The 21,243-nt window shown below is 65.2% G+C and carries 21 protein-coding genes; 18 read left to right on the plus strand and 3 right to left on the minus strand.

The features are described from left to right. Positions 1-17 precede the first annotated feature (17 nt). Positions 18-674 carry a TetR/AcrR family transcriptional regulator gene (locus H7I57_RS16955; protein WP_264024809.1) on the plus strand — a complete coding sequence of 219 codons (657 nt, stop codon included), beginning with the start codon at positions 18-20 and terminating at the stop codon, positions 672-674. Here the strand turns inward: H7I57_RS16955 and H7I57_RS16960 are convergent. Next, positions 663-1,733 carry a M42 family metallopeptidase gene (locus H7I57_RS16960; protein WP_264024810.1) on the minus strand — a complete coding sequence of 357 codons (1,071 nt, stop codon included), beginning with the start codon at positions 1,731-1,733 and terminating at the stop codon, positions 663-665. The two genes, H7I57_RS16955 and H7I57_RS16960, sit on opposite strands and share 12 nt — an antisense overlap. Before the next feature lie 53 nt (positions 1,734-1,786). Between H7I57_RS16960 and H7I57_RS16965 the strand changes: the two genes are divergently transcribed. The 4 genes from H7I57_RS16965 to H7I57_RS16980 are packed head-to-tail and all read left to right on the plus strand — an operon-like array spanning position 1,787 to position 3,978. Further along, positions 1,787-2,515, plus strand: a complete 729-nt coding sequence (locus H7I57_RS16965; RefSeq protein WP_264024812.1) for a DUF72 domain-containing protein — start codon at positions 1,787-1,789, stop codon at positions 2,513-2,515. A gap of 42 nt (positions 2,516-2,557) precedes the next feature. Beyond that, positions 2,558-2,683: a DUF3349 domain-containing protein gene (locus H7I57_RS16970; protein WP_264024813.1), complete on the plus strand. Its 126-nt coding sequence runs from the start codon at positions 2,558-2,560 to the stop codon at positions 2,681-2,683. Next, complete coding sequence (locus H7I57_RS16975) at positions 2,680-3,507, plus strand: mechanosensitive ion channel family protein (RefSeq protein ID WP_264024814.1); 828 nt, start codon at positions 2,680-2,682, stop codon at positions 3,505-3,507. Before H7I57_RS16970 ends, H7I57_RS16975 begins: the two co-directional genes overlap by 4 nt. 30 nt (positions 3,508-3,537) lie before the next feature. Further along, a complete protein-coding gene (locus H7I57_RS16980; protein WP_264024816.1) occupies positions 3,538-3,978 on the plus strand; it encodes an SRPBCC family protein in 441 nt (146 codons plus the stop codon). A gap of 6 nt (positions 3,979-3,984) precedes the next feature. On the opposite strand, the gene H7I57_RS16985 is transcribed toward H7I57_RS16980, so the two are convergent. Further along, positions 3,985-4,671 (minus strand): GntR family transcriptional regulator, encoded by a 687-nt coding sequence (locus tag H7I57_RS16985; protein ID WP_264024817.1) that lies wholly within the window; start codon positions 4,669-4,671, stop codon positions 3,985-3,987. A gap of 116 nt (positions 4,672-4,787) precedes the next feature. On the opposite strand from H7I57_RS16985, the gene fadD5 reads away from it, so the two are divergent. The 13 genes from fadD5 (at position 4,788) to H7I57_RS17050 (ending at position 19,479) form a co-directional block, all read left to right on the plus strand. Continuing rightward, positions 4,788-6,449, plus strand: coding sequence for a fatty-acid--CoA ligase FadD5 (fadD5, locus tag H7I57_RS16990; RefSeq protein ID WP_264024835.1), 1,662 nt, complete (start codon positions 4,788-4,790; stop codon positions 6,447-6,449). Positions 6,450-6,664: 215 nt separating this feature from the next. Then, positions 6,665-7,459, plus strand: coding sequence for an MlaE family ABC transporter permease (locus tag H7I57_RS16995; protein WP_264024818.1), 795 nt, complete (start codon positions 6,665-6,667; stop codon positions 7,457-7,459). Position 7,460: 1 nt separating this feature from the next. Beyond that, a complete protein-coding gene (locus tag H7I57_RS17000) occupies positions 7,461-8,330 on the plus strand; it encodes an MlaE family ABC transporter permease (RefSeq protein WP_264024819.1) in 870 nt (289 codons plus the stop codon). 4 nt (positions 8,331-8,334) lie between these two features. Further along, complete coding sequence (locus H7I57_RS17005; protein WP_264024820.1) at positions 8,335-9,546, plus strand: MCE family protein; 1,212 nt, start codon at positions 8,335-8,337, stop codon at positions 9,544-9,546. Then, positions 9,543-10,574 carry a virulence factor Mce family protein gene (locus tag H7I57_RS17010; RefSeq protein ID WP_264024822.1) on the plus strand — a complete coding sequence of 344 codons (1,032 nt, stop codon included), beginning with the start codon at positions 9,543-9,545 and terminating at the stop codon, positions 10,572-10,574. The genes H7I57_RS17005 and H7I57_RS17010 overlap by 4 nt, the downstream gene beginning before the upstream one ends. Continuing rightward, entirely contained in the window at positions 10,571-12,148 is a 1,578-nt protein-coding gene (locus H7I57_RS17015) for a virulence factor Mce family protein (RefSeq protein WP_264024823.1), read from the plus strand. Before H7I57_RS17010 ends, H7I57_RS17015 begins: the two co-directional genes overlap by 4 nt. Positions 12,149-12,160: 12 nt before the next feature. Next, entirely contained in the window at positions 12,161-13,804 is a 1,644-nt protein-coding gene (locus H7I57_RS17020; RefSeq protein WP_264024824.1) for a virulence factor Mce family protein, read from the plus strand. A gap of 51 nt (positions 13,805-13,855) precedes the next feature. Continuing rightward, entirely contained in the window at positions 13,856-14,992 is a 1,137-nt protein-coding gene (locus H7I57_RS17025) for a virulence factor Mce family protein (RefSeq protein WP_264024825.1), read from the plus strand. A gap of 3 nt (positions 14,993-14,995) precedes the next feature. Further along, positions 14,996-16,567, plus strand: a complete 1,572-nt coding sequence (locus H7I57_RS17030; RefSeq protein WP_264024826.1) for a virulence factor Mce family protein — start codon at positions 14,996-14,998, stop codon at positions 16,565-16,567. After that, positions 16,537-17,151 carry an Rv1363c family protein gene (locus tag H7I57_RS17035; RefSeq protein WP_264024828.1) on the plus strand — a complete coding sequence of 205 codons (615 nt, stop codon included), beginning with the start codon at positions 16,537-16,539 and terminating at the stop codon, positions 17,149-17,151. The genes H7I57_RS17030 and H7I57_RS17035 overlap by 31 nt, the downstream gene beginning before the upstream one ends. Beyond that, the gene (locus H7I57_RS17040; RefSeq protein ID WP_308204373.1) at positions 17,148-18,131 is read left to right on the plus strand and encodes an RDD family protein; all 984 of its coding nucleotides are present in this window, start codon (positions 17,148-17,150) and stop codon (positions 18,129-18,131) included. The genes H7I57_RS17035 and H7I57_RS17040 overlap by 4 nt, the downstream gene beginning before the upstream one ends. Next, the gene (locus H7I57_RS17045; RefSeq protein WP_264024829.1) at positions 18,128-18,685 is read left to right on the plus strand and encodes an Rv1363c family protein; all 558 of its coding nucleotides are present in this window, start codon (positions 18,128-18,130) and stop codon (positions 18,683-18,685) included. Before H7I57_RS17040 ends, H7I57_RS17045 begins: the two co-directional genes overlap by 4 nt. Continuing rightward, positions 18,652-19,479 (plus strand): mammalian cell entry protein, encoded by an 828-nt coding sequence (locus H7I57_RS17050; protein WP_372510247.1) that lies wholly within the window; start codon positions 18,652-18,654, stop codon positions 19,477-19,479. The genes H7I57_RS17045 and H7I57_RS17050 overlap by 34 nt, the downstream gene beginning before the upstream one ends. Before the next feature lie 174 nt (positions 19,480-19,653). Here H7I57_RS17050 and H7I57_RS17055 read toward each other — a convergent pair whose 3' ends face one another. Beyond that, positions 19,654-21,060 (minus strand): PE-PPE domain-containing protein, encoded by a 1,407-nt coding sequence (locus H7I57_RS17055; protein WP_264024831.1) that lies wholly within the window; start codon positions 21,058-21,060, stop codon positions 19,654-19,656. Between the last annotated feature and the right edge of the window lie 183 nt (positions 21,061-21,243).

Below are 21,243 nucleotides of genomic sequence, written 5' to 3' on the forward strand. Positions count from 1 at the left end.
GCCTAAAGTGAGTCGCCATGTCTGAAACCGTCACGACCAACGGGATGTCCCGCCGTGAGGAGCTGTTGGCCGTTGCGACCAAGCTGTTCGCCGCGCGCGGTTACCACGGCACCCGCATGGATGACGTCGCAGACGCGGTCGGGCTGAACAAGGCGACGGTCTACCACTACTACGCCAGCAAGGCGCTGATCCTCTACGACATCTACAAGGGAGCCGCCGACTTCACCGTCGACGCGCTGCACGACGATCCGGCGGCGTCGGCGCGGGAGACCATCTACCACTTCACCCGGCGTCTGCTCGTCGGCATCGCCAGCGACATCGAGCGTGCCGCCGTGTACTTCCAGGAGGGGCCCTACATCACCGAGTGGTTCACCGAGGAGCAGGTCGCCTACATCAGGGAGAAGGAGACGCAGGTCTACGAACACGTCCGCGACGTGATCGACCGCGGGATCGCCAGCGGCGAGTTCTACGACTGCGACTCGCACGTGCTCGCCCTTGGCTACATCGGGATGACCCTCGGCTCCTACCGCTGGTTGCGTCCGCACGGCAGGCGTACCGCGCAGGAGATCGCGGTCGAGTTCAGCACCGCCCTGCTGCGCGGTCTGATCCGCGACGAGGCGGTGCGGGAGACGTCGCCGCTCGGCATCGAGGCCGATGCAGGGTCACGCCCCTGACCCACGGCGCCAGGGGTCCCGCAGGAATCCGGTCAGCACCGCCGCCATTGCGGGGATCGCATCCACGGCGATGACCTCGTATCCGTGGGTGCTCAGCGTCGGCAGGCACAGCAGCGCCGCCTTGGGCGTCAGCGCACTTGCCTTGGCGTGCGAAGCATCGGATTCGAAGGCGCCGAGCACCGCCGCCTGGGGCGCGAGGCCCAGTTCGTCGGCCATGTCCATGAGCCGGTCGGCCACAGACTTGTCGTAGACACACAGCGCGTCGCTGTAGGCGACGATCGGGCCGCCGCCGACCGTCTTGTCGTACTCCGGCTCGGTGGGTCCCACCTCGAGGGCGAGGGTGAGTTCGCCGGGCAGGGTGCGGCTGGCGTATCCGCCGCCGACGCCGCCGATCTCCTCGTTCGTCGTGAACACGAAGTACACGTCGCCCGACGGGGCCGGGCCGGCGTGCAGAGTGCGGGCGCAGCACAGCAGCGCGGTCATCGGCGCCCGGTCGTCCATGAAGTAGCAGCCGAGGTAGTCGTTGCCGACGTCGATCAGCGTGCGCTTGCTGCGGTCGACGCAGACCCGGGTACCCGGACCGACCCCTGCATGGCTCAGTTCCTCGAGGGTGAGCCCCGTGAACACGTAGACGTCCGGCCAATCCAGCGCCTTGTCACCCTGATCGGGTTTTCTGGCCCAGATGCGGGGACTCTCCGGCGTGGTGTGTTCCGAGCCCAGCGCCAGCACCCCGCACAGGGTCTTGCGCTGCCCCAGCACGGCGACCGGGCCCAGCCCGAAGTTCGCCGGGTACATCGTGCCCAGCGGGGTCAGGTGCAGCGTGCCGTCGGATTCCACGCGCTTGACCAGCATGGACAGCTCGTCCATGTGCACCATCACCCGCACCGGAGGCTCGTCGCCGCCCCGGATGACGCCGATCAGGTTGCCCGCGGGATCCACCCACGTCTCGTCGACGACCGGGTCCAGCTCGCGCAGGCAGACGTCGCGGACCGCCTCCTCCTGCCCGCAGGGCCCGTAGGCCAGCAGCAGCTCCTGCAACAGGTGTCGGTACTCGGGCACGCCTGTAGCGATTGCCGTTGCCCGGATCCTCAAACGCGGGTACCCCGGCTGACGTGACGGTCCGCATCGGCACCTCCGGGTGGTCCTACAACCACTGGATCGGTGTCCTCTACGAACGCGGGCTGCCTGCGGCGCGCCGGCTGGAGCGCTACGCCGCCGAATTCGACACCGTCGAGCTCAACGGAAGCTTCTACCGCTGGCCGCCCGACGCCTGGTTCGCACGGTGGCGTGACCAGCTGCCGCCGGGGTTCGTGATGGCGGTCAAGGCCGCACGGGGTCTCACCCACGCCCGCCGGCTGCGCTCGCCGGAGGTGTGGGTCGAACGCCTGGAACGCGGGCTTGCGCAACTCGGCGACCGGGCGGGTCCGGTGCTCGTGCAGCTGCCGCCGACGCTGGAGCGCGACGAGGCCCTGCTCGAACATTTCCTCCGCGCGACGCCGCCGGCCATCCCGGTCGCCGTGGAGTTCCGCCACCCCTCCTGGGATGCGCCGAGCGCTTACGAGATCCTCGAAAAGCACGGCGCCGCATACGTCGTCATGAGCGGAGCCGGCCTGCCGTGCATCCTCAAGGCGACGGCGCGGTTCGTGTACGTGCGGCTGCACGGCCCCGACCCGGGCGCGATGTACGGCGGCTCCTACAGTCCCGACGACCTGCGGTGGTGGGCGGAGCGAATCCGCGAGTGGGTCGATCAGGGCCGCGACGTCCTCGTGTACTTCAACAACGACCTCGGCGGCAACGCCGTGCGCAACGCCCGCGACCTGCGGGCCGAACTCGCTGGCTGACGCAGGTTTCATGACGGCGCGCAGCGGGTGCCTAACCGCGCCATGAAGCCGTCTCGAATCCTGACCAAGGTGCAGGCGTTCCTGCGGGCGGGCTACCCGGCGGCCGCGCCACGGCAGGGGTACGTCACCGCGCTGGCGCTGTTGCCGCCGTCCTCGACGAGGGGATGACGGCCGCCCTGGGCCACCGGTTCCTCACCACGGGCCTGCACATCGCCCTGGTGGTGATGTTCGCGATCCTGGCCACCCGGGCGATCCGGTGGGGCGCCGCACGCCTCGGCCGGCGCCTCGCCGAGGCCGACGACCGCGACCCGACGGTCCGCTCCGAGCGGGTCAAGCACCGTCAGGCCGTCGCATCGGTGATCTCCTCGGTGGCGATCGGCCTGATGTACATCGGCGTGGCCATCGACATCGCGGGTCGACTCAGCCTGCCCGTGGGCTCACTCGTCGCACCGGTCGCGGTGATCGGCGCCGCACTCGGTTTCGGGGCGCAGCGGCTCGTCGCGGACCTGCTCAGCGGATTCTTCGTGATCACCGAAAAGCAGTACGGCTTCGGCGATCTGGTGGAGTTGACGGTGTCCACCGGCGGGACGGCGACGGGGACGGTCGAGTCCGTCACGTTGCGGGTCACGACGTTGCGCACGAGCGAGGGTGAGGTGTACACGATCCCGAACGGGATGATCGCCAAATCCTTGAATCTGTCCAAGGATTGGGCCCGCGCCGTGGTCGACATCCCGGTGCCCGCCTCGGCCGACATCACCCACGTCAACGAGGTACTGCGCGGCGTTTCCGCGGCTGCGATGGAGGACGACACGTTGCCCGAACTGTTGCTCGACGAGCCGCAGTTGATGGGTGTGGAGAGCATCCAGGTCGACACCGTCAACATGCGGATGGTGGCGCGCACGCTGCCCGGCAAGCAGTTCGAGGTGGCCCGGCGGCTGCGCGCGCTCGTGGTGTCGGCGCTGCGCAGGGAGGGCATCGCGACGGCGGCATGAGGCGCCCGCGCCGATCGCTATGCTCAGCCAATGCCGCTGGTGAGTAAGACAGTCGAGGTCGCGGCCTCCGCCGAGTCGATCATGGCGATCGTCGCCGACTTCGAGAGCTACCCGCACTGGAACGAGGAGATCAAGGGCTGCTGGGTGCTGGCCCACTACGACGACGGGCGCCCGAGCCAGTTGCGGCTCGACGTCGTGGTGCAGGGCCAGGCGGGCACGTTCATCACGGCGGTCTACTACCCCGGCGAGAACCAGATCTACACGGTGCTGCAGCAGGGCGACCACTTCGACAAGCAGGAGCAGCGGTTCTCGGTGGTGCCGATGGGACCGACGTCGCTGCTGACGGTGGACCTCGACGTCGAGACGAAGCTGTCGCTGCCCAAGCCGATGGTGAAGAAGGCGATCGGCGACACGCTGGACTACCTCGCCGACAACCTCAAGAGTCGTGCCGAGCACCTCGGAGCCACGTAGCCGGGCTCACCTCCACAGCCCGACCTGGCCCAGCCAGGCGAGCAGCCGCGCGAGGCCGTCGGTGAACTGCCCCTCGGTCAGGTCGACGACGGTCGCGACGTCGCGGCGGCGCAGCGCCGCGATCAGCTTCTCGTGGCTGGCCACCGCGGTCGCGCCCCACGTGGGGTCCGTCGCGAACAGCTGCGGGGGCAGATAGCGCGCGGCGTGCAACAGAAACCACGCCAGCTTGATCCGCCCCGAGGCCCGGTTGAACGCGCGGTGGAACGCGAACTCCGCCAGCGCGATCGCCTCGGGTTCCTGCCGCTCGACAGCCGAAGCCAGCGCCGCGTTGAGCACCTCGAGTTCGTCGATCTGTGCGTCGGTGATGCGCCGGGCGGCGGTGACCGCCAGTTCCTGGGCGATCGTCGACTGAAGCCAGAAGATGTCCTCGATGTCGTTCCGTGACAGCGGCACCACCCGGTGTCCGCGATGGGGTTCGAGCTCGACCATTCCCTCGCCGCGCAACGTCCGCAGGGCTTCCCGCACCGGGGTGATGCTGACCCCCAGCCGGGCAGCGGTCTCGTCGAGGCGGATGAACGTATCGGGGCGCAGGACGCCGGTCATGATCTCGGCGCGCAGGCGGGAGACCACTTCGTCGGACAACTGCTCCCGGCGCAACGCTCCGGCGAGGGGCGTCCCGGTCGGGGCGTTCATCTCGTCCGTCCCCTTCCGGCCGTATGGGCGACGGGTTGTCCCGACACCGCCGGGGCCATAGTGTGACCGAGGCAACTTCATGCTTGATCAAATATCAACCAGCCGCAACCCAGCAGATGGAGCAGCCGACGTTGACTCTCGAGCAGCCGTATCTCGCCCGTCGCCAGAACTGGACCAACCAGCTTTCCCGGCACGCCCTCATGCAACCTGGCGCCACCGCGCTGAGGTATCTCGGAAAGACGACCACCTGGGGTGAACTCGAACGCCGGGTCACCGCGCTCGCCGGGGCGCTGCACCGGCGCGGCGTGGATTTCGGCGACCGCGTGCTCATCCTGATGCTCAACCGCCCGGAGTTCATCGAGGCCACCCTGGCGATCAACAAACTCGGTGCGATCGCGGTGCCGGTGAACTTCCGGATGACGCCGCCGGACATCGCATTCCTGGTGTCCGACTGCCAGGCCGGTGTCGTCATCACCGAGCCCGTGCTGGCGAAGGTCGCGACCGCCGTCCGTGACCTCGACGCCACGCTGGGCACGGTCGTCGTGGCCGGCGGCGCCACCGAGGACGGGGATATCGGGGTCCTCGGCTACGAGGATCTGCTGGCCGAGGACGCGCCATGTCCCGTGGTGGACATCCCCGACGACTCGCCGGCGCTGATCATGTACACCTCGGGCACCACCGGCAAGCCCAAGGGCGCGGTGCTCACCCACAACAACCTGAGCGGTCAGGCGATGACGCACCTGTTCACCAACGGTGCCGACATCAACCACGACATCGGGTTCATCGGGGTGCCGCTGTTCCACATCGCGGGCATCGGCAACACCACCTTCGGACTGCTTCTGGGCCGGCCGACCGTGCTCTACCCGCTCGGTGCGTTCGACCCGGACGAATTGCTCGACGTGCTGGCGGCCGAGAAGGTGACGGGGATCTTCCTCGTGCCGGCGCAGTGGCAGGCGGTGTGCGCCGTGCAGCGCGCCAACCGGCGCAACCTCAAGCTGCGCGTGCTGTCGTGGGGCGCCGCACCCGCGTCCGACACGCTGCTGCGGGAGATGGCCGAGACCTTCCCCGGCGCGCAGATCCTGGCCGCGTTCGGGCAGACCGAGATGTCGCCGGTCACGTGCATGCTGTTGGGCGAGGACGCGCTGCGCAAGCTCGGTTCGGTCGGCAAGGTCGTCCCGACGGTCTCGGCGCGCATCGTCGACGACGAGATGAACGACGTGCCGGTGGGCCAGGCCGGCGAGATCGTGTACCGGGCGCCCACGCTGATGGCCGGGTACTGGAACAACCCCGAGGCGACGGCCGAAGCCTTCCACGGTGGGTGGTTCCACTCGGGCGACCTCGTCCGTCAGGACGAGGAGGGTTATATCTGGGTCGTCGATCGTAAGAAGGACATGATCATCTCCGGCGGCGAGAACATCTACTGCGCCGAGGTGGAGAACGTCCTGGCCGCCCATCCCGACATCGTGGAGGTCGCCGTGATCGGTCGCGCGCACGAGAAGTGGGGCGAGGTCCCCGTTGCTGTGGTCGTCGTGCGGAGTTCGCTGGGAGCCGCGGCTGAGGCCGCGATCCAGCTTGCCGACCTCGAAGAGTTCCTGACCGCCAGGCTGGCGCGGTACAAGCATCCGAAGGTGCTCGAGATCATCGACGCACTGCCCAGAAACCCCGCGGGCAAGGTCGTCAAGACGGAACTGAGAATCCGCTTCGGCGGCGGCGAACTCTTTGACGCCCGCGAAAGTTCCGCTCCGCCAACGGTTTCGGCTGGGCCCCAACGGGATTAGCCGGATGCCAGGCTGTTTTTCTAACGGTTGAGGTGACAATCGCGCCGATGCGGTACAAAGGGCACACCCCATCGGGTACAGTCCTGTGGTCCGACTTGCTACCGGCAGGTAGGGAGGCGGTTCTCACACGACCAGGGGTTGGGACTGGAAGGGAGCGTGCGACACGTGCTGCCGGTGCGCTACGCCAGTGACAGGATCGTCGCGGGAGCCTGCCGTTGACGACCCCATCGAACCTGACGGGCTACGTGCGCGATCAGACCAGGCCGGCTCTGGAAGCCGTCGGCGGCTTCGTGCGGATGTGCGTGCTCGTCGGCAAGGCCCTCCCGCGGCCGTTCCAGTGGCGCGAGTTCGTCCTGCAGAGCTGGTTCCTGCTGCGGGTCGCCTTCCTGCCCACCGTGGCGGTGTCGATCCCGCTCACCGTGCTGCTGATCTTCACGCTGAACATCCTGCTCACCGAGTTCGGCGCCGCCGACATCTCCGGAGCGGGAGCCGCACTGGCCGCCGTGACCCAGTTGGGGCCGCTGGTGACGGTGCTCGTCGTGGCCGGCGCCGGGTCCACCGCCATCTGCGCCGACCTCGGCGCCCGGACGATCCGCGAGGAGATCGACGCCCTCGAGGTGCTCGGCATCGACCCGATCCACCGGCTGGTGGCACCCCGGGTGGTCGCCTCCACCTTCGTCGCGATGCTGCTCAACGGCGCGGTCATCACCATCGGCCTGGTCGGCGGCTTCATCTTCGGCGTGTACCTGCAGAACGTCTCGGCGGGCTCCTATGTCTCCACCCTGACGCTGGTGACCGGGCTGCCCGAGGTGCTCATCTCGCTGGTCAAGGCCCTTACCTTCGGTCTGATCGCCGGCCTGGTCGGCTGCTATCGCGGTCTGACGGTGGCCGGCGGCGCCAAGGGCGTCGGAACCGCGGTGAACGAGACGCTGGTGTTGTGCGTCATCGCGCTGTTCGCGGTCAACGTCGTGCTGACCACCATCGGTGTCCGCTTCGGAACGGGGAGCTGACATGTCGACCGCCGCCGTCCTGCGCTCCCGGTTCCCCCGCGGTGTCGCGACCGCCGAGAAGGTGGCGGGCGCGCCGGCTCGCGGCCTGGAATCGATGGGCCACGTCGCCTGGTTCGTCGTCATCGCGATCGGCTCCATCGGCCACGCGCTGCGGTACTACCGCAAGGAGACGCTGCGGCTGATCGCCGAGATCGGCATGGGCACCGGTGCGATGGCCGTCGTGGGCGGTACCGTCGCCATCGTCGGTTTCGTCACACTGTCGGGTTCGTCGCTGGTGGCCATCCAAGGCTTCGCGTCCCTGGGCAACATCGGCGTCGAGGCGTTCACCGGTTTCTTCGCCGCGCTGATCAATGTGCGGATCGCCGCGCCGGTGGTTGCCGGCCAGGCGCTGGCCGCCACGGTGGGTGCCGGCGCCACCGCCGAGTTGGGCGCCATGCGGATCAGCGAGGAGATCGATGCGCTCGAGGTGATGGGCATCAAGTCGATCTCCTATCTGGTGTCGACGCGGATTATGGCCGGCTTCATCGTGATCATTCCGTTGTACGCGATGGCCATCATCATGAGCTTCCTGTCGGCACAGGCGACCACGACGATTTTCTATGGGCAGTCGACCGGTACCTACGAGCATTACTTCCGGACGTTCCTGCGGCCCGACGACGTGTTCTGGTCGTTCGTCCAGGCCGTGATCATCTCGGTCATTGTCATGCTCAACCACTGTTACTACGGCTTCTACGCCAGCGGCGGTCCGGTCGGCGTCGGTGAGGCCGTGGGCCGCTCGATGCGGGCCTCGCTGATCGCGATCGTGTGTGTGGTCCTGTTCGCCTCGTTGGCGCTCTACGGTGTCGACCCGAACTTCAACCTGACGGTGTAATGCGATGACGGCACCCATGAACTCCAAGCGGCAGCCCCCGTACAAGTTGGCCGGTCTGCTGCTGGCCCTGTTGACCATCGTCGTGCTCGTGCTGGTCTTCCTACAATTCCGGGGTGACTTTCTGCCCCGCACGCAGTTGACCATGATGGCCGCTCGCTCCGGGTTGTCGATGGACCCCGGCGCCAAGGTGACCTACAACGGTGTCGAGATAGGGCGCGTCGGCGAGGTCGAGCAAGTCAGCGTCGGCGACGAACCCAAAGCCAAGATCATCCTGGACGTGGAGCCGAAGTACATCGATCTCATCCCGAAAAACGTTGATGCATCGATCAGCGCCTCCACGGTTTTCGGCAACAAATACGTGTCTTTCACCAGCCCGAAGAGGCCGGCGCCGCAGCGGATCTCCACATCGGATGTCATCGACGTCACGAATGTGACGACAGAGTTCAATACGTTGTTCGAAACTGTTGTGGCCGTGGCGCGCCAGGTCGATCCCATCAAGCTGAACCAGACACTCACTGCCACGGCACAGGCCCTTGATGGCCTCGGCGATCGATTCGGGCAGTCGCTCGTCAACGGAAACCAGATACTCGGTGAGATCAACCCGCAGATGCCGCAGATCCGCCGCGACAACCGCCTGCTCGCCGACCTCGGCGAGGTGTACGCCGATGCGGCGCCGGACCTCTTCGACGGATTGAACAACGCCGTGATCACCGCGCGGACCTTCCACGAGCAGCGCGCGAACGTCGATCAGGCGCTGATGGCCGCTGTGGGTTTCGGCAACACCGGTGGTGACATCTTCGAACGGGGCGGTCCCTATCTGGTCCGCGGCGCGCAGGATCTCGTTCCGACCACCGAAGTGCTCGACCGGAACAGCCCGGCACTCTTCTGCACAATTCGCAATCTCCACGACATCGCGCCGAAAGTCGCGGCCTCCCTGGGAGGCAACGGGTTTTCTCTGAAATCGAGTACGTCGATCTCCGGTGCCCAGAATCCGTACGTGTATCCCGATAACCTGCCGCGGGTGAATGCCCGCGGCGGACCGGAGGGCCGTCCCGGTTGCTGGCAGTCGATCACCCGGGACCTGTGGCCGGCTCCGATGTTGGTGATGGACACCGGCGCGAGTGGTGCGCCCTACAACCACTTTGAACTGGGGCAACCACTTGCGATCGAATACATCTGGGGACGCCAGGTAGGGGAGAACACGATCAACCCATGAGGATTCTCGGTACTTCGATCAAACTCGGCGCCTTCTCCCTGGTGCTTCTTCTGTTCACTGCCGTCATCATCGTGGTGTTCGGGCAAGTGCGTTTCGACCGCACCAACGGCTACAGCGCGATCTTCTCCAATGCGAGCGGTCTGCGACCCGGTCAGTTCGTCCGTGCCTCGGGTGTCGAGGTCGGCAAGGTCTCGAAAGTCGAATTGATACAGGGCGGCTCGAAAGTACGTGTCGACTTCAGCGTCGACCGGTCGCTGGAACTGTTCGACGAGACAACCGCCTCGATCCGGTACCTCAACCTGATCGGCGATCGTTACATGGACCTCAAACGAGGGCAGAGCAACAAGCGACTGGAGGCCGGCGGGACGATCCCGATCGAACGGACGGAACCGGCGCTCGACCTCGATGCGCTGATCGGCGGATTCCGGCCGGTATTTCAATCCCTGGATCCCGAGAAAGTCAACAACATCGCGCAGTCCATCATCACGGTCTTCCAGGGGCAGGGCGGAACCATCAACGACATCCTCGATCAAACTGCTTCTCTGACATCGGCGCTCGCTGACCGCGACCAGGCGATCGGGCAGGTCATCACCAATTTGAATACCGTGCTGGCCACGACGGTCAAGCATCAGCAGCAGTTCGACGACACGGTGAAGAACTTCGAGGCGCTGATCACGGGGTTGAAGAATCGCGCCGATCCGATCGCGAAGTCGGTGGCCGACATCAGCGATGCTGCGGGGACCATTTCGGAGCTGTTGGCGGATAATCGTCCGCTGTTGCAGAGCACGGTGGGGCATCTGGAGACAGTTCAACAACCGTTGGTGGAACAGCGGGATCGGTTGAACGACCTGCTCGTCAAGTTGCCCTCCGCGCTGAAGATCATCGGGCGTACGGGCGGCATCTACGGCGACTTCTTCAACTTCTATCTCTGCGACATCACGTTGCGGCTCAACGGCCTTCAGCCGGGGGGCCCGGTGCGCACCGTGAAGGTGACGTCGCAGCCGTCGGGTAGGTGCACGCCGAAGTGAGAGCCCTCGAAGGATCTAATCGAGTCCGCAGCGGGTTGATGGGCGTCATTCTCCTGGTCATCGTCATCGGGGTGGGACAAAGCTTCGCCAGCGTGCCGATGTTGTTCGCGACGCCGACCTACTATGCGCAGTTCTCGGATACCGGAGGGCTGAACCCCGGTGACAAGGTGCGGATCGCCGGGGTCGATGTCGGGCTGGTGAGGTCGATGCGAATCGACGGCGACAAGGTGCTCATCGGGTACTCGCTCGGCGGAACCGAGATCGGCGCCCAGAGCCGTGCCGCGATTCGCACCGACACCATCCTCGGTCGCCGTAATCTGGAGATAGAGCCTCGCGGGACCACGCCTTTACGCGCCAACGACGTGCTACCTCTCGGTCAGACGACCACGCCCTACCAGATTTATGATGCGTTCTTCGACGTCACGAAAGCATCGTCGGGATGGGACACCCAGACGGTGAAGCGCTCGCTGAATGTCCTATCGGAGACGATCGACCAGACCTCTCCACACTTGAGCGCAGCCCTCGATGGCGTCGCCCGATTCTCTGACACCATCGGCAAACGCGACGACCAGGTGAGGAAGCTCCTCGCGAACGCGAACAAGGTCGCCGGCGTTCTGGGCAATCGAAGCGAGCAGATCAACCGTCTCCTCGTCAACGCGCAAACTCTGCTGGCAGCGATCAACGAGAGGAGCGCTGCGGTCAACGCTCTGCTCGAGCGCGTCTCGGCGTTCTCCGAGCAAGTGAAGGGGTTCATCGACGACAACCCGAATTTGAACCGGGTGCTCGAACAACTCCGCACGATCAGCGACACACTTGTTGAACGTAAGTTCGACTTAGCCGATACGCTGTCCGTGTTGGGCAAGTTCACCGCAGCGCTGGGGGAAGCCGTAGCGTCAGGGCCCTACTTCAAAGTATTGCTCGTCAACCTGGTCCCCTACCAGATTCTGCAGCCGTTCGTCGATGCGGCGTTCAAGAAGCGGGGCATCGACCCTGAGGAATTCTGGCGCAACGCGGGACTGCCTGCCTTCCGCTTCCCGGACCCCAACGGCGTCGGGTTCCCGAATGGTGCGCCGCCGCCGGCGCCCACGCCGCTGGAGGGGACACCCGAACATCCCGGCCCGGCGGTGCCCCCGGGTTCGCCATGCTCGTACACTCCGCCGGCGGATGGCCTGCCCAGTCCGGGTAATCCGCTGCCCTGCGCGAATCTGAATGTCGGACCGTTCGGCGGCAACCCGTTCGGTCCGAACTACGGCGCACCCGAGGTTGCGACCTCGGCGCCTAACCCCCATGGCTCGCAACCGTCTCCCGGGGTGCCCGCGGCGGCGATCCCTGGCCGACTGTCGCCCACTGTGCCGGGTGTCGCGGCGCCTCTGGCACCCGGCCCGCCCGGCGCGCGGACCGTGCCGGTGGCCCCGCAACCGTCGCCGCCGGACTTCACGCCGGGGATAGCTCCGCTGCCTCCCGCACTGAACGGGCCACCGCCGCCTCCCGGGCCCGGACCGCAACCTGCGCCGGCGGGCCAACCGGTACTACCCGGCAACCCGCCGTTCCTTCCGCCGGGTTCGCAAGGCTGAGGAGGCTAGGCCATGTCGACCATTTTCAATGTGCGAAACCTCCGGGTGCCCGGGGTTTCGCGGACGGCGCTCGTCGTTGGGATCGCTGTACTGGTCATCGCGATCGTCGGGGCATTCCTCGGATGGAACCTCTACAAGCGGCTCACGACGAACACCGTCGTGGCGTACTTCTCCCAGACACTGGCCTTGTATCCAGGCGACAAAGTGCAGATCATGGGCGTCCGGGTGGGGTCGATCGACAAGATCGAACCTGCCGGAAACCAAATGAAGGTGACCTTCCACTACGAGAACAAGTACAGCGTGCCAGCCAACGCGACAGCATCGATCCTGAACCCGAGCCTGGTGGCGTCTCGCACCATCCAGCTCTCGCCGCCGTACACCGGCGGCCCGGTACTCGGCAACGACGCTGTGATCCCGATAGATCGGACACAGGTACCCGTCGAGTACGACGAGCTGCGTGACTCCATCAACCGCATTCTGACCGACCTCGGTCCGACTCCAGAGCAACCGAAAGGGCCCTTCGGTGACATCATCGAATCGGCCGCGGATGGGTTCGCGGGCAAGGGAAAGCAGCTCAACGACACCCTCACCGGACTATCCGAGGCTCTCTTCGCGCTGAACGAGGGCCGCGGCGACCTCTTCAGCGTGGTCAAAAGCCTGGCGTTGTTCGTCAACGCGCTCTACAAGAGCGACCAACAGTTCGTGGCATTGAACACGGATCTCGCGAAATTCACCAACGCGTTCACCAACACCGACCAAGAACTGGCCACGGCGGTCAAAGACCTCGATACGCTTTTGGCCACAACGCGCCAGTTCATCGACAAGAACGGCTCGGTGCTGGTCAAGGATATCGACAACCTCGCTGACGCCACGAACGCCATCTTGCAGCCGGAGCCGCGCGACGGTTTGGAAACAGCGTTGCACGTGTTTCCCAACCTCGGATCAAACTTCCTGAACATCTATCAGCCCGCGCACGGCTCACTCAATCAAGTCGCAGCTTTCGCGAGCTTCGCCAACCCCATGCAGTTTCTGTGCAGCGCCATACAGGCCGGTAGCCGGCTTGGGTACCAGGAGTCGGCCGAACTGTGCGCCCAGTACCTGGGTCCGATACTCGACGCGATCAAGTTCAACTTCCCGCCATTCGGGCTGAATCAGTTCTCGACGGCGGCGACGCTGCCTAAGCAGATCGCGTATTCCGAAGACCGGTTACGTCCACCGGGCGGATACAAGGACACGACCGTTCCGGGCATCTTCTCGCGCGACACCCTGTTTTCTCACGGTAATCACGAGCCCGGATGGGTGACTGCACCCGGCATGCAGGGCGTCGACGTTCAGCCGTTCACCGCGAACATGCTGACCCCCGAATCGCTGGCGGAGCTCATGGGCGGACCCGACGCGCCGATTCCCGGTGCGCCACCGGCCTTCGGCGCACCGCCAGGAGGAAACCTCCCCGGCCCGCCGAACGCCTACGATGAGCGCAACCCTCTGCCGCCGCCGTGGTACCCGCAGCCCGCACCTCCACCCGGACCCGCTCCAGGAGTCGTTCCGGGGGACGCCGGTGGGTCTCCGTTGACGGCATTCACGGGCCCGGCTGCTAGTGCGCCCCCAGCACCGGTGCCCGCAGGGCCGCTCCTTCCCGCCGAAGCGGGGGAGTGAGTCATGGCCCGCGGACGACGCGCATCAAGAGCCGGAAGGAGGCGCAGCGCTATGACTGTGGCCCGTCGAGCGATCGCACTCGTTGTGCTTGCTTTGATGATGACCGCGTGCGGATCGTGGAAGGGCATCGCAAACGTCCCCCTTCCAGGGGGGCCGGGCACCGGTTCGAAAGCGATGACCGTCTACGTGCAAATGCCGGACACCCTCGCGCTCAACGTGAACAGCAGGGTCCGGGTAGCCGACGTCTACGTCGGCCGGGTGCGATCCATCGAACTGAAGAACTGGGTGCCCACCCTGACGTTGGATCTTGACTCCAGCGTGAAGCTACCTGCCAACGCCATCGCGCGAATCGGCCAGACCAGCTTGCTCGGCTCGCAGCACGTGCAACTCGATCCGCCCGCCAACCCCTCTTCGGAACCTCTTCGAAATGGCAGCACGATACCGTTGGCGAACGCCGAGGCCTTCCCGACGACCGAGCGTGTGCTCGCAAGCATCGCCACGATCTTGACCGGCGGCGGTGTCCAGAATTTGGAGACCATCCAGACCGAGGTGAACAACATCCTGAACGGCCGAGCCGACCAGATTCGCGAGTTCTTGAACCGGCTCGACGTTTTCACCGACGAACTGAACCAGCAGCGGGACGACATCACGCGGGCGATCGACGCCACCGACCGGCTGCTGTCGATCGTCGCCCAACGCAACGACACTCTCGACCGAGTCCTGACCGAATTCCCACCGCTGATCAAACATTTCGCCGACACCCGAGACCTGTTCGCCGACGCTGTCGAAGCGCTCGGACGGATCAGCGGCGCCGCAGACGACGCGCTCGCTCCTGCGAGCGGGGATCTCAACACCAACCTCAAGAATCTGCAACGCCCGCTCAAGCAACTCGGCAGAGCCTCGCCGTACGTCATCGGTGCGTTGAGTCTGTTGCTGACCGCGCCGTTCAACATCGACAATGTGCCGAAGGTCATCCGGGGCGACTACATCAACCTGTCCGCGAACTTCGATCTGACGCTCAGCACGCTGGACAACGAGTTGTTGACGGGAACCGGATTCTCGGGCGCGTTGCGCGCACTGGAACAGGCCTGGGGTCGCGACCCGAACACGATGACGACTCCCGACGTCCGGTTCACACCCAACCCGCATGACGTGCCGGGCGGACCACTCGTCGAGAGGGGGGAGTGAAGAATGTTGACGCGCTTCGTCCGCATCCAGCTCGTGATCTTCACCGTCCTGACCCTGGTCGCGTTGGGCGTTCTCGGCCTCTACTACCTTCGCCTTCCCAGTCTGGTGGGCGTGGGTCAGTACGAACTGAAAGCGCAGCTGCCGCGATCAGGAGGGTTGTACCCGACGGCGAATGTCACCTACCGCGGCACGCAGATCGGCAAAGTAACGAGCGTGGAACCGACCGAATCCGGCGCGGAGGCGACGATGCGCATCGACAGCTCGGTCAAGATCCCGGTCAATTCCTCTGCCGATGTGCATTCGGTGTCGGCGATCGGCGAACAGTATCTCGACTTGGTCTCTCCCGAGGACACGGGCCAGTATTTCTCCCCAGGCCAGACCATCACGGTCAGCTCCGTCCCGAGCGAAGTCGGACCCGCTCTTGACGCGGCGAACCAGGGACTGGCCGTGCTACCGAAGGAGAAAATCGATTCTCTGCTCACCGAGACGTCGCAAGCGGTCGGAGGTCTCGGTCCCGCCCTGCAGCGTCTGGTCGACTCGACCACCAACATCGCACAGGGCTTCAAGGACAACCTGCCTCAAGTGAACGACATCATCGCCCATTCGGCTCCCATCCTGGACAGCCAGGTGCGCTCGGGTGACAACATCGAACAGTGGGCGCGCAACTTGAATGTGCTGGCCTCGCAGTCCGCCCAGCAGGATGCCGCCCTTCGAAGCGGTCTGCAGCAGGCGCCGCCCACGTTGGACCAGGTGTCGGCGGTCTTCGGCGACGTGCGCGAGACACTTCCCCAAACTCTGGCCAACGTCGAAGTCGTCGCCGATATGCTCAAACGTTACAACAAGGGCCTCGAGCAGACCTTGGTCATCCTCCCTCAGGCTGCAGCGGCCGCGCAGACGGCTTCCGGTATCGATCCGAGCGGCGGACGTCTCGACCTGTCGCTGACATTGAACCAACCCCCGCCCTGCCTGACGGGATTTCTCCCCGCGTCGGAATGGCGGTCCCCGGCTGACACATCGACCGCCCCCCTGCCCTCGGGGCTCTACTGCAAGATCCCCAAGGACTACCAGGGCAACGTCGTGCGCGGCGCCCGCAACTACCCATGCGTCGACGTTCCCGGGAAGCGGGCGGCCTCGCCGAAGGAATGCCGCAGCAACGAACCCTACGTCCCACAGGGCACCAACCCGTGGTACGGGGATCCCAATCAGATCTTGTCGTGCCCAGCGCCCGGAGCGCGGTGCGACCAGGGCGTTGATCCTGGTCGGGTCGTGCCGGCGCCGACGATCAACAACGGCATGAACCCGTTGCCGGCGGACCAGCTGCCGCCTCCCGAACGGAATTCCAACATGGTGACGAGCGACCCGATCACGCCTCCCCGCCAGGGCTCGGTGTCGTGCAGTGGACAGCAACCCAACCCGTGCGTCTACACTCCAGCACCGAGCCTGCCGGGCTCCCAAGCCGTATACAGTCCGACTCGAGGCGAGGTCGTCGGACCCGACGGCATCAAATACAATGTCACGAACTCGACCAACCCAGGAGACGACGGATGGAAGGAGATGCTGGCACCAGCCGGCTGAACTCCTCAGACGCCGAATCGCGTGCAGCTGCAGCATCGATCGATCGCGACACCGGGACCGACGCCCAGGATGCGGGACGCAGACCGTCCAGGCTAGGTTGGGGCACCGCCGCGGCACTTGTCGGCCTGCTGCTGGCCGTGACCGCCGGACTGGGCGTGGCCGGCTACCTTGCGAACCGTGCGAACGACTCCGCAGCCGTTATCAGTTCGAACGACGAAGCCGCGCTGGCAGCGGCGAAAGATTGTGTGGCCGCCACGCAGGCGCCGGACACGGCCGCCATGACGGCTAGCCAGTCGAAGATCCTCGAATGCTCAACCGGCGACTTCGGCGTACAAGCCGGGCTCTACGCGAGTGTGCTCGTGGACGCATACCAGGCGGCGAACGTGACGGTCCAGGTGGCCGATATCCGCGCGGCGGTCGAGCGTCACAACGGTGACGGGTCCATGGACCTCCTCGTAGCGGTCCGGGTCAAGGTAGCGAATGCCGAGGTAGAGGACCGCGAGCAGGGTTACCGGCTTCGCGTGCGAATGTCTCCAGATGACGGGAAGTACAAGATCTCGCGATTGGATCAGGTCACATCTTGACGGCCGATCTGCTTACTCGGGTCAGCGACAGGGCTGAGCCCAACCTGCAGCAGCCTCCGAATCCGTCCTGGCCTGCGCGGGCATTGTCGCTCGGCATTGACATCTTGCCGGGTGCCGGCGTGGCCACGACGACAGCGTTCCTGGCCCTCACCGCGCCCACCGACGGGTGGACGCGCTGGCTGTTCACGACGCTCTTCGGCCTGACACTGTGCGTGCTGATGGTCCACCGACTGGTTCTGCCCAGCCTTACCGGTTGGACGCTGGGGCGCGCGTTGATCGGGATGGCAGTTCAGGGCCGCACCGGAGAGCCGGTCGGGATCCTGCGGCTGACGGCGCGGGAGCTCGCGCACTTGCTGGATACGCTGTCGTTCTTCGTCGGGTGGTTGTGGCCGCTGTGGGATCGGCGCCGACGAACCTTCGCCGACCTTCTCGTTCGCACCGAGGTGCGCCGTGTGGAGAGGCCCTCGCGCGATATCCACCGCCTCGTCGGCGGTGTCCTGATGGGGGCGACGGTCTTGTGCGCAGGGACGGCCAGCCTCGGATACGTCACGACGTACGCCCATGAACGGGCAGTGAGTCAAGCCACAGCGCAAATCGCCGAACAAGGCCCGCGGATCGTGGAACAGATGTTGAGCTACAGCGCAGAGTCGATACAGCAGGATTTTGCCCGCGCGCAGGCGCTCACCACCGACGGGTACCGGCCGCAGCTGATCGCGCAGCAGCGTGCGGCGCAGGACGCTGGCGCAGCCAGCAACGAATACTGGGCTGTCTCGAGCGCCGTGCTTCCGGTCCCACCCGTGACGCCGGATGAGGCCTCGATGTTGGTGGCGCTACAAGGCCAGCGTGGCACCGATCCGAAGGACCTGAAGTTCATCACGGCGACGGTACGCGTAGATTTCCGCAAGGCGGACGGTCAGTGGCGTGTCGGCAACCTCACGGTACTGAAAAAACCACACATGAATCAGGCGGCGGGACAGTGAGTCCGAGGCGGAGGGTCGACGGCGACTTCGTCGCCACCGACTACTTCACGGTGACTCCGAGGCCAGTGCGGCGTTGGGGGCTGACGTTGGTGACGGTTACGGCGACACTGGTGACCGCAGCTGCGATCGCTGCCAGCGTATTCATGTTCGTCGAACACGAGTCTGATCGCCGGGACGAGGTGAAGGAAGCCGCGGCTTTAGGGTACGCCCGCGAGTTCATGACCATGTACATGACGCTGGACCCGTTCAATGCCAACGCTTATGCCGACCGGATCGCTGCCCAGGCCACCGGTGAGTTCGCAAAGAATTTCCAACAGAAGGAGAACGACATACTCATCCAGGTAGCTCGCGCAGAGCCGACTACCGGTGAGGTGCTGGATGCGGGCCTGCAGCGCTGGAATGGCGACAATAGCGCCGACATCCTGATCGCGACAAAGGTGACTTCGAAGACGCCTGACGGGAAGTCCACGATTGAAAGCGGAAGTCGTTGGATCGTAACGACGAGCAGGGAAGGAGAGCAGTGGAAGATCAGCAACCTGATCCAGGTGATCTGACTGCCTTGGACGAGGCCGTCGCGGCGCGCGGCGACAACATCGAGGCCACCCCGACGACGCCGCGCCGCCGACGGTTCTTCCGGCGGCGCTCCGAGAGCGTGGCGCTCGAGCAGAACCCCGCCGAACCGGTGCCGGCCGCCAGCCAGCTTAAGACTCCCGTCGGCAAAGCTGCGCGTGCTGCGAAAGCCTCCGAGCCGGAACCGAATCCACCATCCGACCAGCAGCCTGAGGCCAACACCGGAGAGGTCACGCTGGTTCCGCACCGGCCCGCGGGCTCGCGGTTCATCGCTGCGGTCATCTCAGCATCGGTCCTCGTCGTAGCCGCGGCAGCGTTCGCAGGCGCCGCGGTGCAGCCGTACCTGTCCCAGCGGGCGTTGGTGGAAACGAAGTTGGACATCGCGCGCACGGCCACGAACGCGATTACCACTCTGTGGACCTACACTCCAGACGACATGGCCGCGTTGGCGAACCGGGCATCGCGTTACCTCACTCCAGACTTCGCCGACGAGTACCGTAAATACATCGATGCGATCATCGAACCCAACAAGCAGGCGAAGGTCACCAACACCACCGACGTCAAGGGTGCCGCCGTGGAAAGCGTGTCCCCGGCCGGCGTCCCGACCGAGGCCACCGCGCTGGTGTACACCAACTCGGTCGCGACCAGCCCGGTGACCAAGAACATTCCGTCGCTGCGGTACCTGTCCTACCGGCTGACGATGAAGCGCGACGGCCGAGACTGGCTGATCACTCGGATGTCGACCATCACGTCATTCGACCTGACTCCCCAACTCTGACCGCGGCCTGCGCCCTTTCCCTCCCCGGTTGGTCGGGTATAGCAGTCAGTACCGAGGCCGTCATTCTTGCGACGCTTGCCGTTGGGGTCAGGGCCCTCCCCCCCCTGGCAAGCGACATCGGTGATGCCTTTCCAGGCATGGGTGCAGCCGGCCCAGAGATCCCGAGGCGCAGCCTCAAGGGCTCGTCCCCGGGCTCGTAGACGACGAGCCCATACGCGCAAACGACCGACCGAACGATCTGCCTGACGAGTCGTCGCTGCGGCCGGCACCGCGTTTGCCGGCAGCCCGCCCGCCAGCTGGGTCGCTGGTTTCGGAACGACTCTTGTCCGCGACATCACTCGTAGCAAGGCGATTTGGGAGAATTCGATCTCTGCTGGTCACCTCGGTTGATGCCCTCGCCGATAGTGGGGTTTCGGCGCTTTCGCCGACGTCTCCTTCGGCGTTCGGAACGGCACCCGCGGTGCTGGGCTGACCAAAGGTCGCCCACGAACGTGCGCCATCCTCCCCCGTGCTGAGGTCTGTAATGGGCTGACGGGCGTAGCGATTACGCGGTTGTGAAGGCGGGCTGTCTACTTGCTCTCCGCTTGCACCGTCAGAAAACTCCTCGGCTCTGCTACCGTCTTCGTCGAGCGCTGGTTCTCGAGGATGAACCTCTGGGTCGGCCGCGCCATTCAGACTGACACGCAGCTTCGAAGACAGCGATGTGGAAAGATCGGTACGCGAAGGGTTTTCATCGGCGGCCGGGCCGAATTGGGCCGGAAACTGGTGAAGCACCGCATCCGCGGATGCTGGATCCACAAGGTTTGGATAGTCACGGTCGTATGCGGAATCGATGACGACTTTGACGGGACCGTTGAGAACGTGTGCGAGCCCGCTCAGTCCAGCCATGCGCAGAGGCGCGAGAAGTGGGACGTCCTCACTGCGTATCAGTACGTAGGTGGTGTTCCCCTCCACCCACACGAGTTTGTCGGAAGCCTCCAGGTCAACCCTCTCGTAGCCGGGGACGTGGATGAAGACAAAACCGGCATAAGCATTCGCGAGAGCCACCAGATTGAGGGGATTGTCCGGAAAATCAGCAGCGCCGTCGTACTCGACGGCAACATCCAAGACGGGGTAATCCGTGCCAGGGGTCTCCGGCCTCAAACCGAGGTCGGGGCGTATCCCGCCGTACTTGCGCTCCGGGTTGGCTGCCAGTACGAACGACACCTTGCTCGGATCCGGCGCGCCCTCCTTTCCAGCGTTCTGCCGCAGCCATTGTGAGGCAACACTCGCGCCTTGCGAGAAGGCCAGTACGGTTGTAGGAGTACTGGCCGATCTCATGACCCAGTTGAGCGCCAGCACTCCGCCTGGTTCGCTGAGAGCGGGCACACCGGCCGGGTAGGGGATTGTCGAACACGAACTGCCAGAGGCCTCTTCGCAGAAGGCACCCTGGAATATTTTCTGCATGTTCCAGTGCAACGTGCCCAGATTCGTGTAGCCGGTAAGCGTACGAACAGAAGCCGTCAGCGCGATGTTCTGAGGGATAAGCGATGTGACGGCCGTGACCGATGCCGCTGCTGCAATGGTCAAGAAAGTGCGCATTTCTGCCCTTTTCGTTCGACTTCGACAGCTCGCCAACCTAATAGCTAGTGAACCTAACTGTAATGGGTCGTGTGGCATACCGCTTGTTGTCCGTCGCTTTCGATGCCGATGATGCCGTCACTGTGATTGACGACCATCGTTGGGCCGTTTGTCGGCATGGTGACGCCGTGATCGGCGTGGTGG

The sequence above is a fragment of the Mycolicibacterium pyrenivorans genome (assembly GCF_025821625.1).
Taxonomy (GTDB): Bacteria; Actinomycetota; Actinomycetes; order Mycobacteriales; family Mycobacteriaceae; genus Mycobacterium; species Mycobacterium pyrenivorans.

Coding starts and splice junctions, on each gene's coding strand:
- H7I57_RS16955 (WP_264024809.1), top strand. CDS start 18: ATGTCTGAAACCGTCACGACCAACGGGATGTCCCGCCGTGAGGAGCTG.
- H7I57_RS16970 (WP_264024813.1), top strand. CDS start 2,558: ATGAAGCCGTCTCGAATCCTGACCAAGGTGCAGGCGTTCCTGCGGGCG.
- H7I57_RS16975 (WP_264024814.1), top strand. CDS start 2,680: ATGACGGCCGCCCTGGGCCACCGGTTCCTCACCACGGGCCTGCACATC.
- H7I57_RS16980 (WP_264024816.1), top strand. CDS start 3,538: ATGCCGCTGGTGAGTAAGACAGTCGAGGTCGCGGCCTCCGCCGAGTCG.
- H7I57_RS16985 (WP_264024817.1), bottom strand. CDS start 4,671: ATGAACGCCCCGACCGGGACGCCCCTCGCCGGAGCGTTGCGCCGGGAG.
- fadD5 (WP_264024835.1), top strand. CDS start 4,788: ATGGAGCAGCCGACGTTGACTCTCGAGCAGCCGTATCTCGCCCGTCGC.
- H7I57_RS17000 (WP_264024819.1), top strand. CDS start 7,461: ATGTCGACCGCCGCCGTCCTGCGCTCCCGGTTCCCCCGCGGTGTCGCG.
- H7I57_RS17005 (WP_264024820.1), top strand. CDS start 8,335: ATGACGGCACCCATGAACTCCAAGCGGCAGCCCCCGTACAAGTTGGCC.
- H7I57_RS17010 (WP_264024822.1), top strand. CDS start 9,543: ATGAGGATTCTCGGTACTTCGATCAAACTCGGCGCCTTCTCCCTGGTG.
- H7I57_RS17020 (WP_264024824.1), top strand. CDS start 12,161: ATGTCGACCATTTTCAATGTGCGAAACCTCCGGGTGCCCGGGGTTTCG.
- H7I57_RS17025 (WP_264024825.1), top strand. CDS start 13,856: ATGACTGTGGCCCGTCGAGCGATCGCACTCGTTGTGCTTGCTTTGATG.
- H7I57_RS17030 (WP_264024826.1), top strand. CDS start 14,996: ATGTTGACGCGCTTCGTCCGCATCCAGCTCGTGATCTTCACCGTCCTG.
- H7I57_RS17035 (WP_264024828.1), top strand. CDS start 16,537: ATGGAAGGAGATGCTGGCACCAGCCGGCTGAACTCCTCAGACGCCGAA.
- H7I57_RS17055 (WP_264024831.1), bottom strand. CDS start 21,060: ATGCGCACTTTCTTGACCATTGCAGCAGCGGCATCGGTCACGGCCGTC.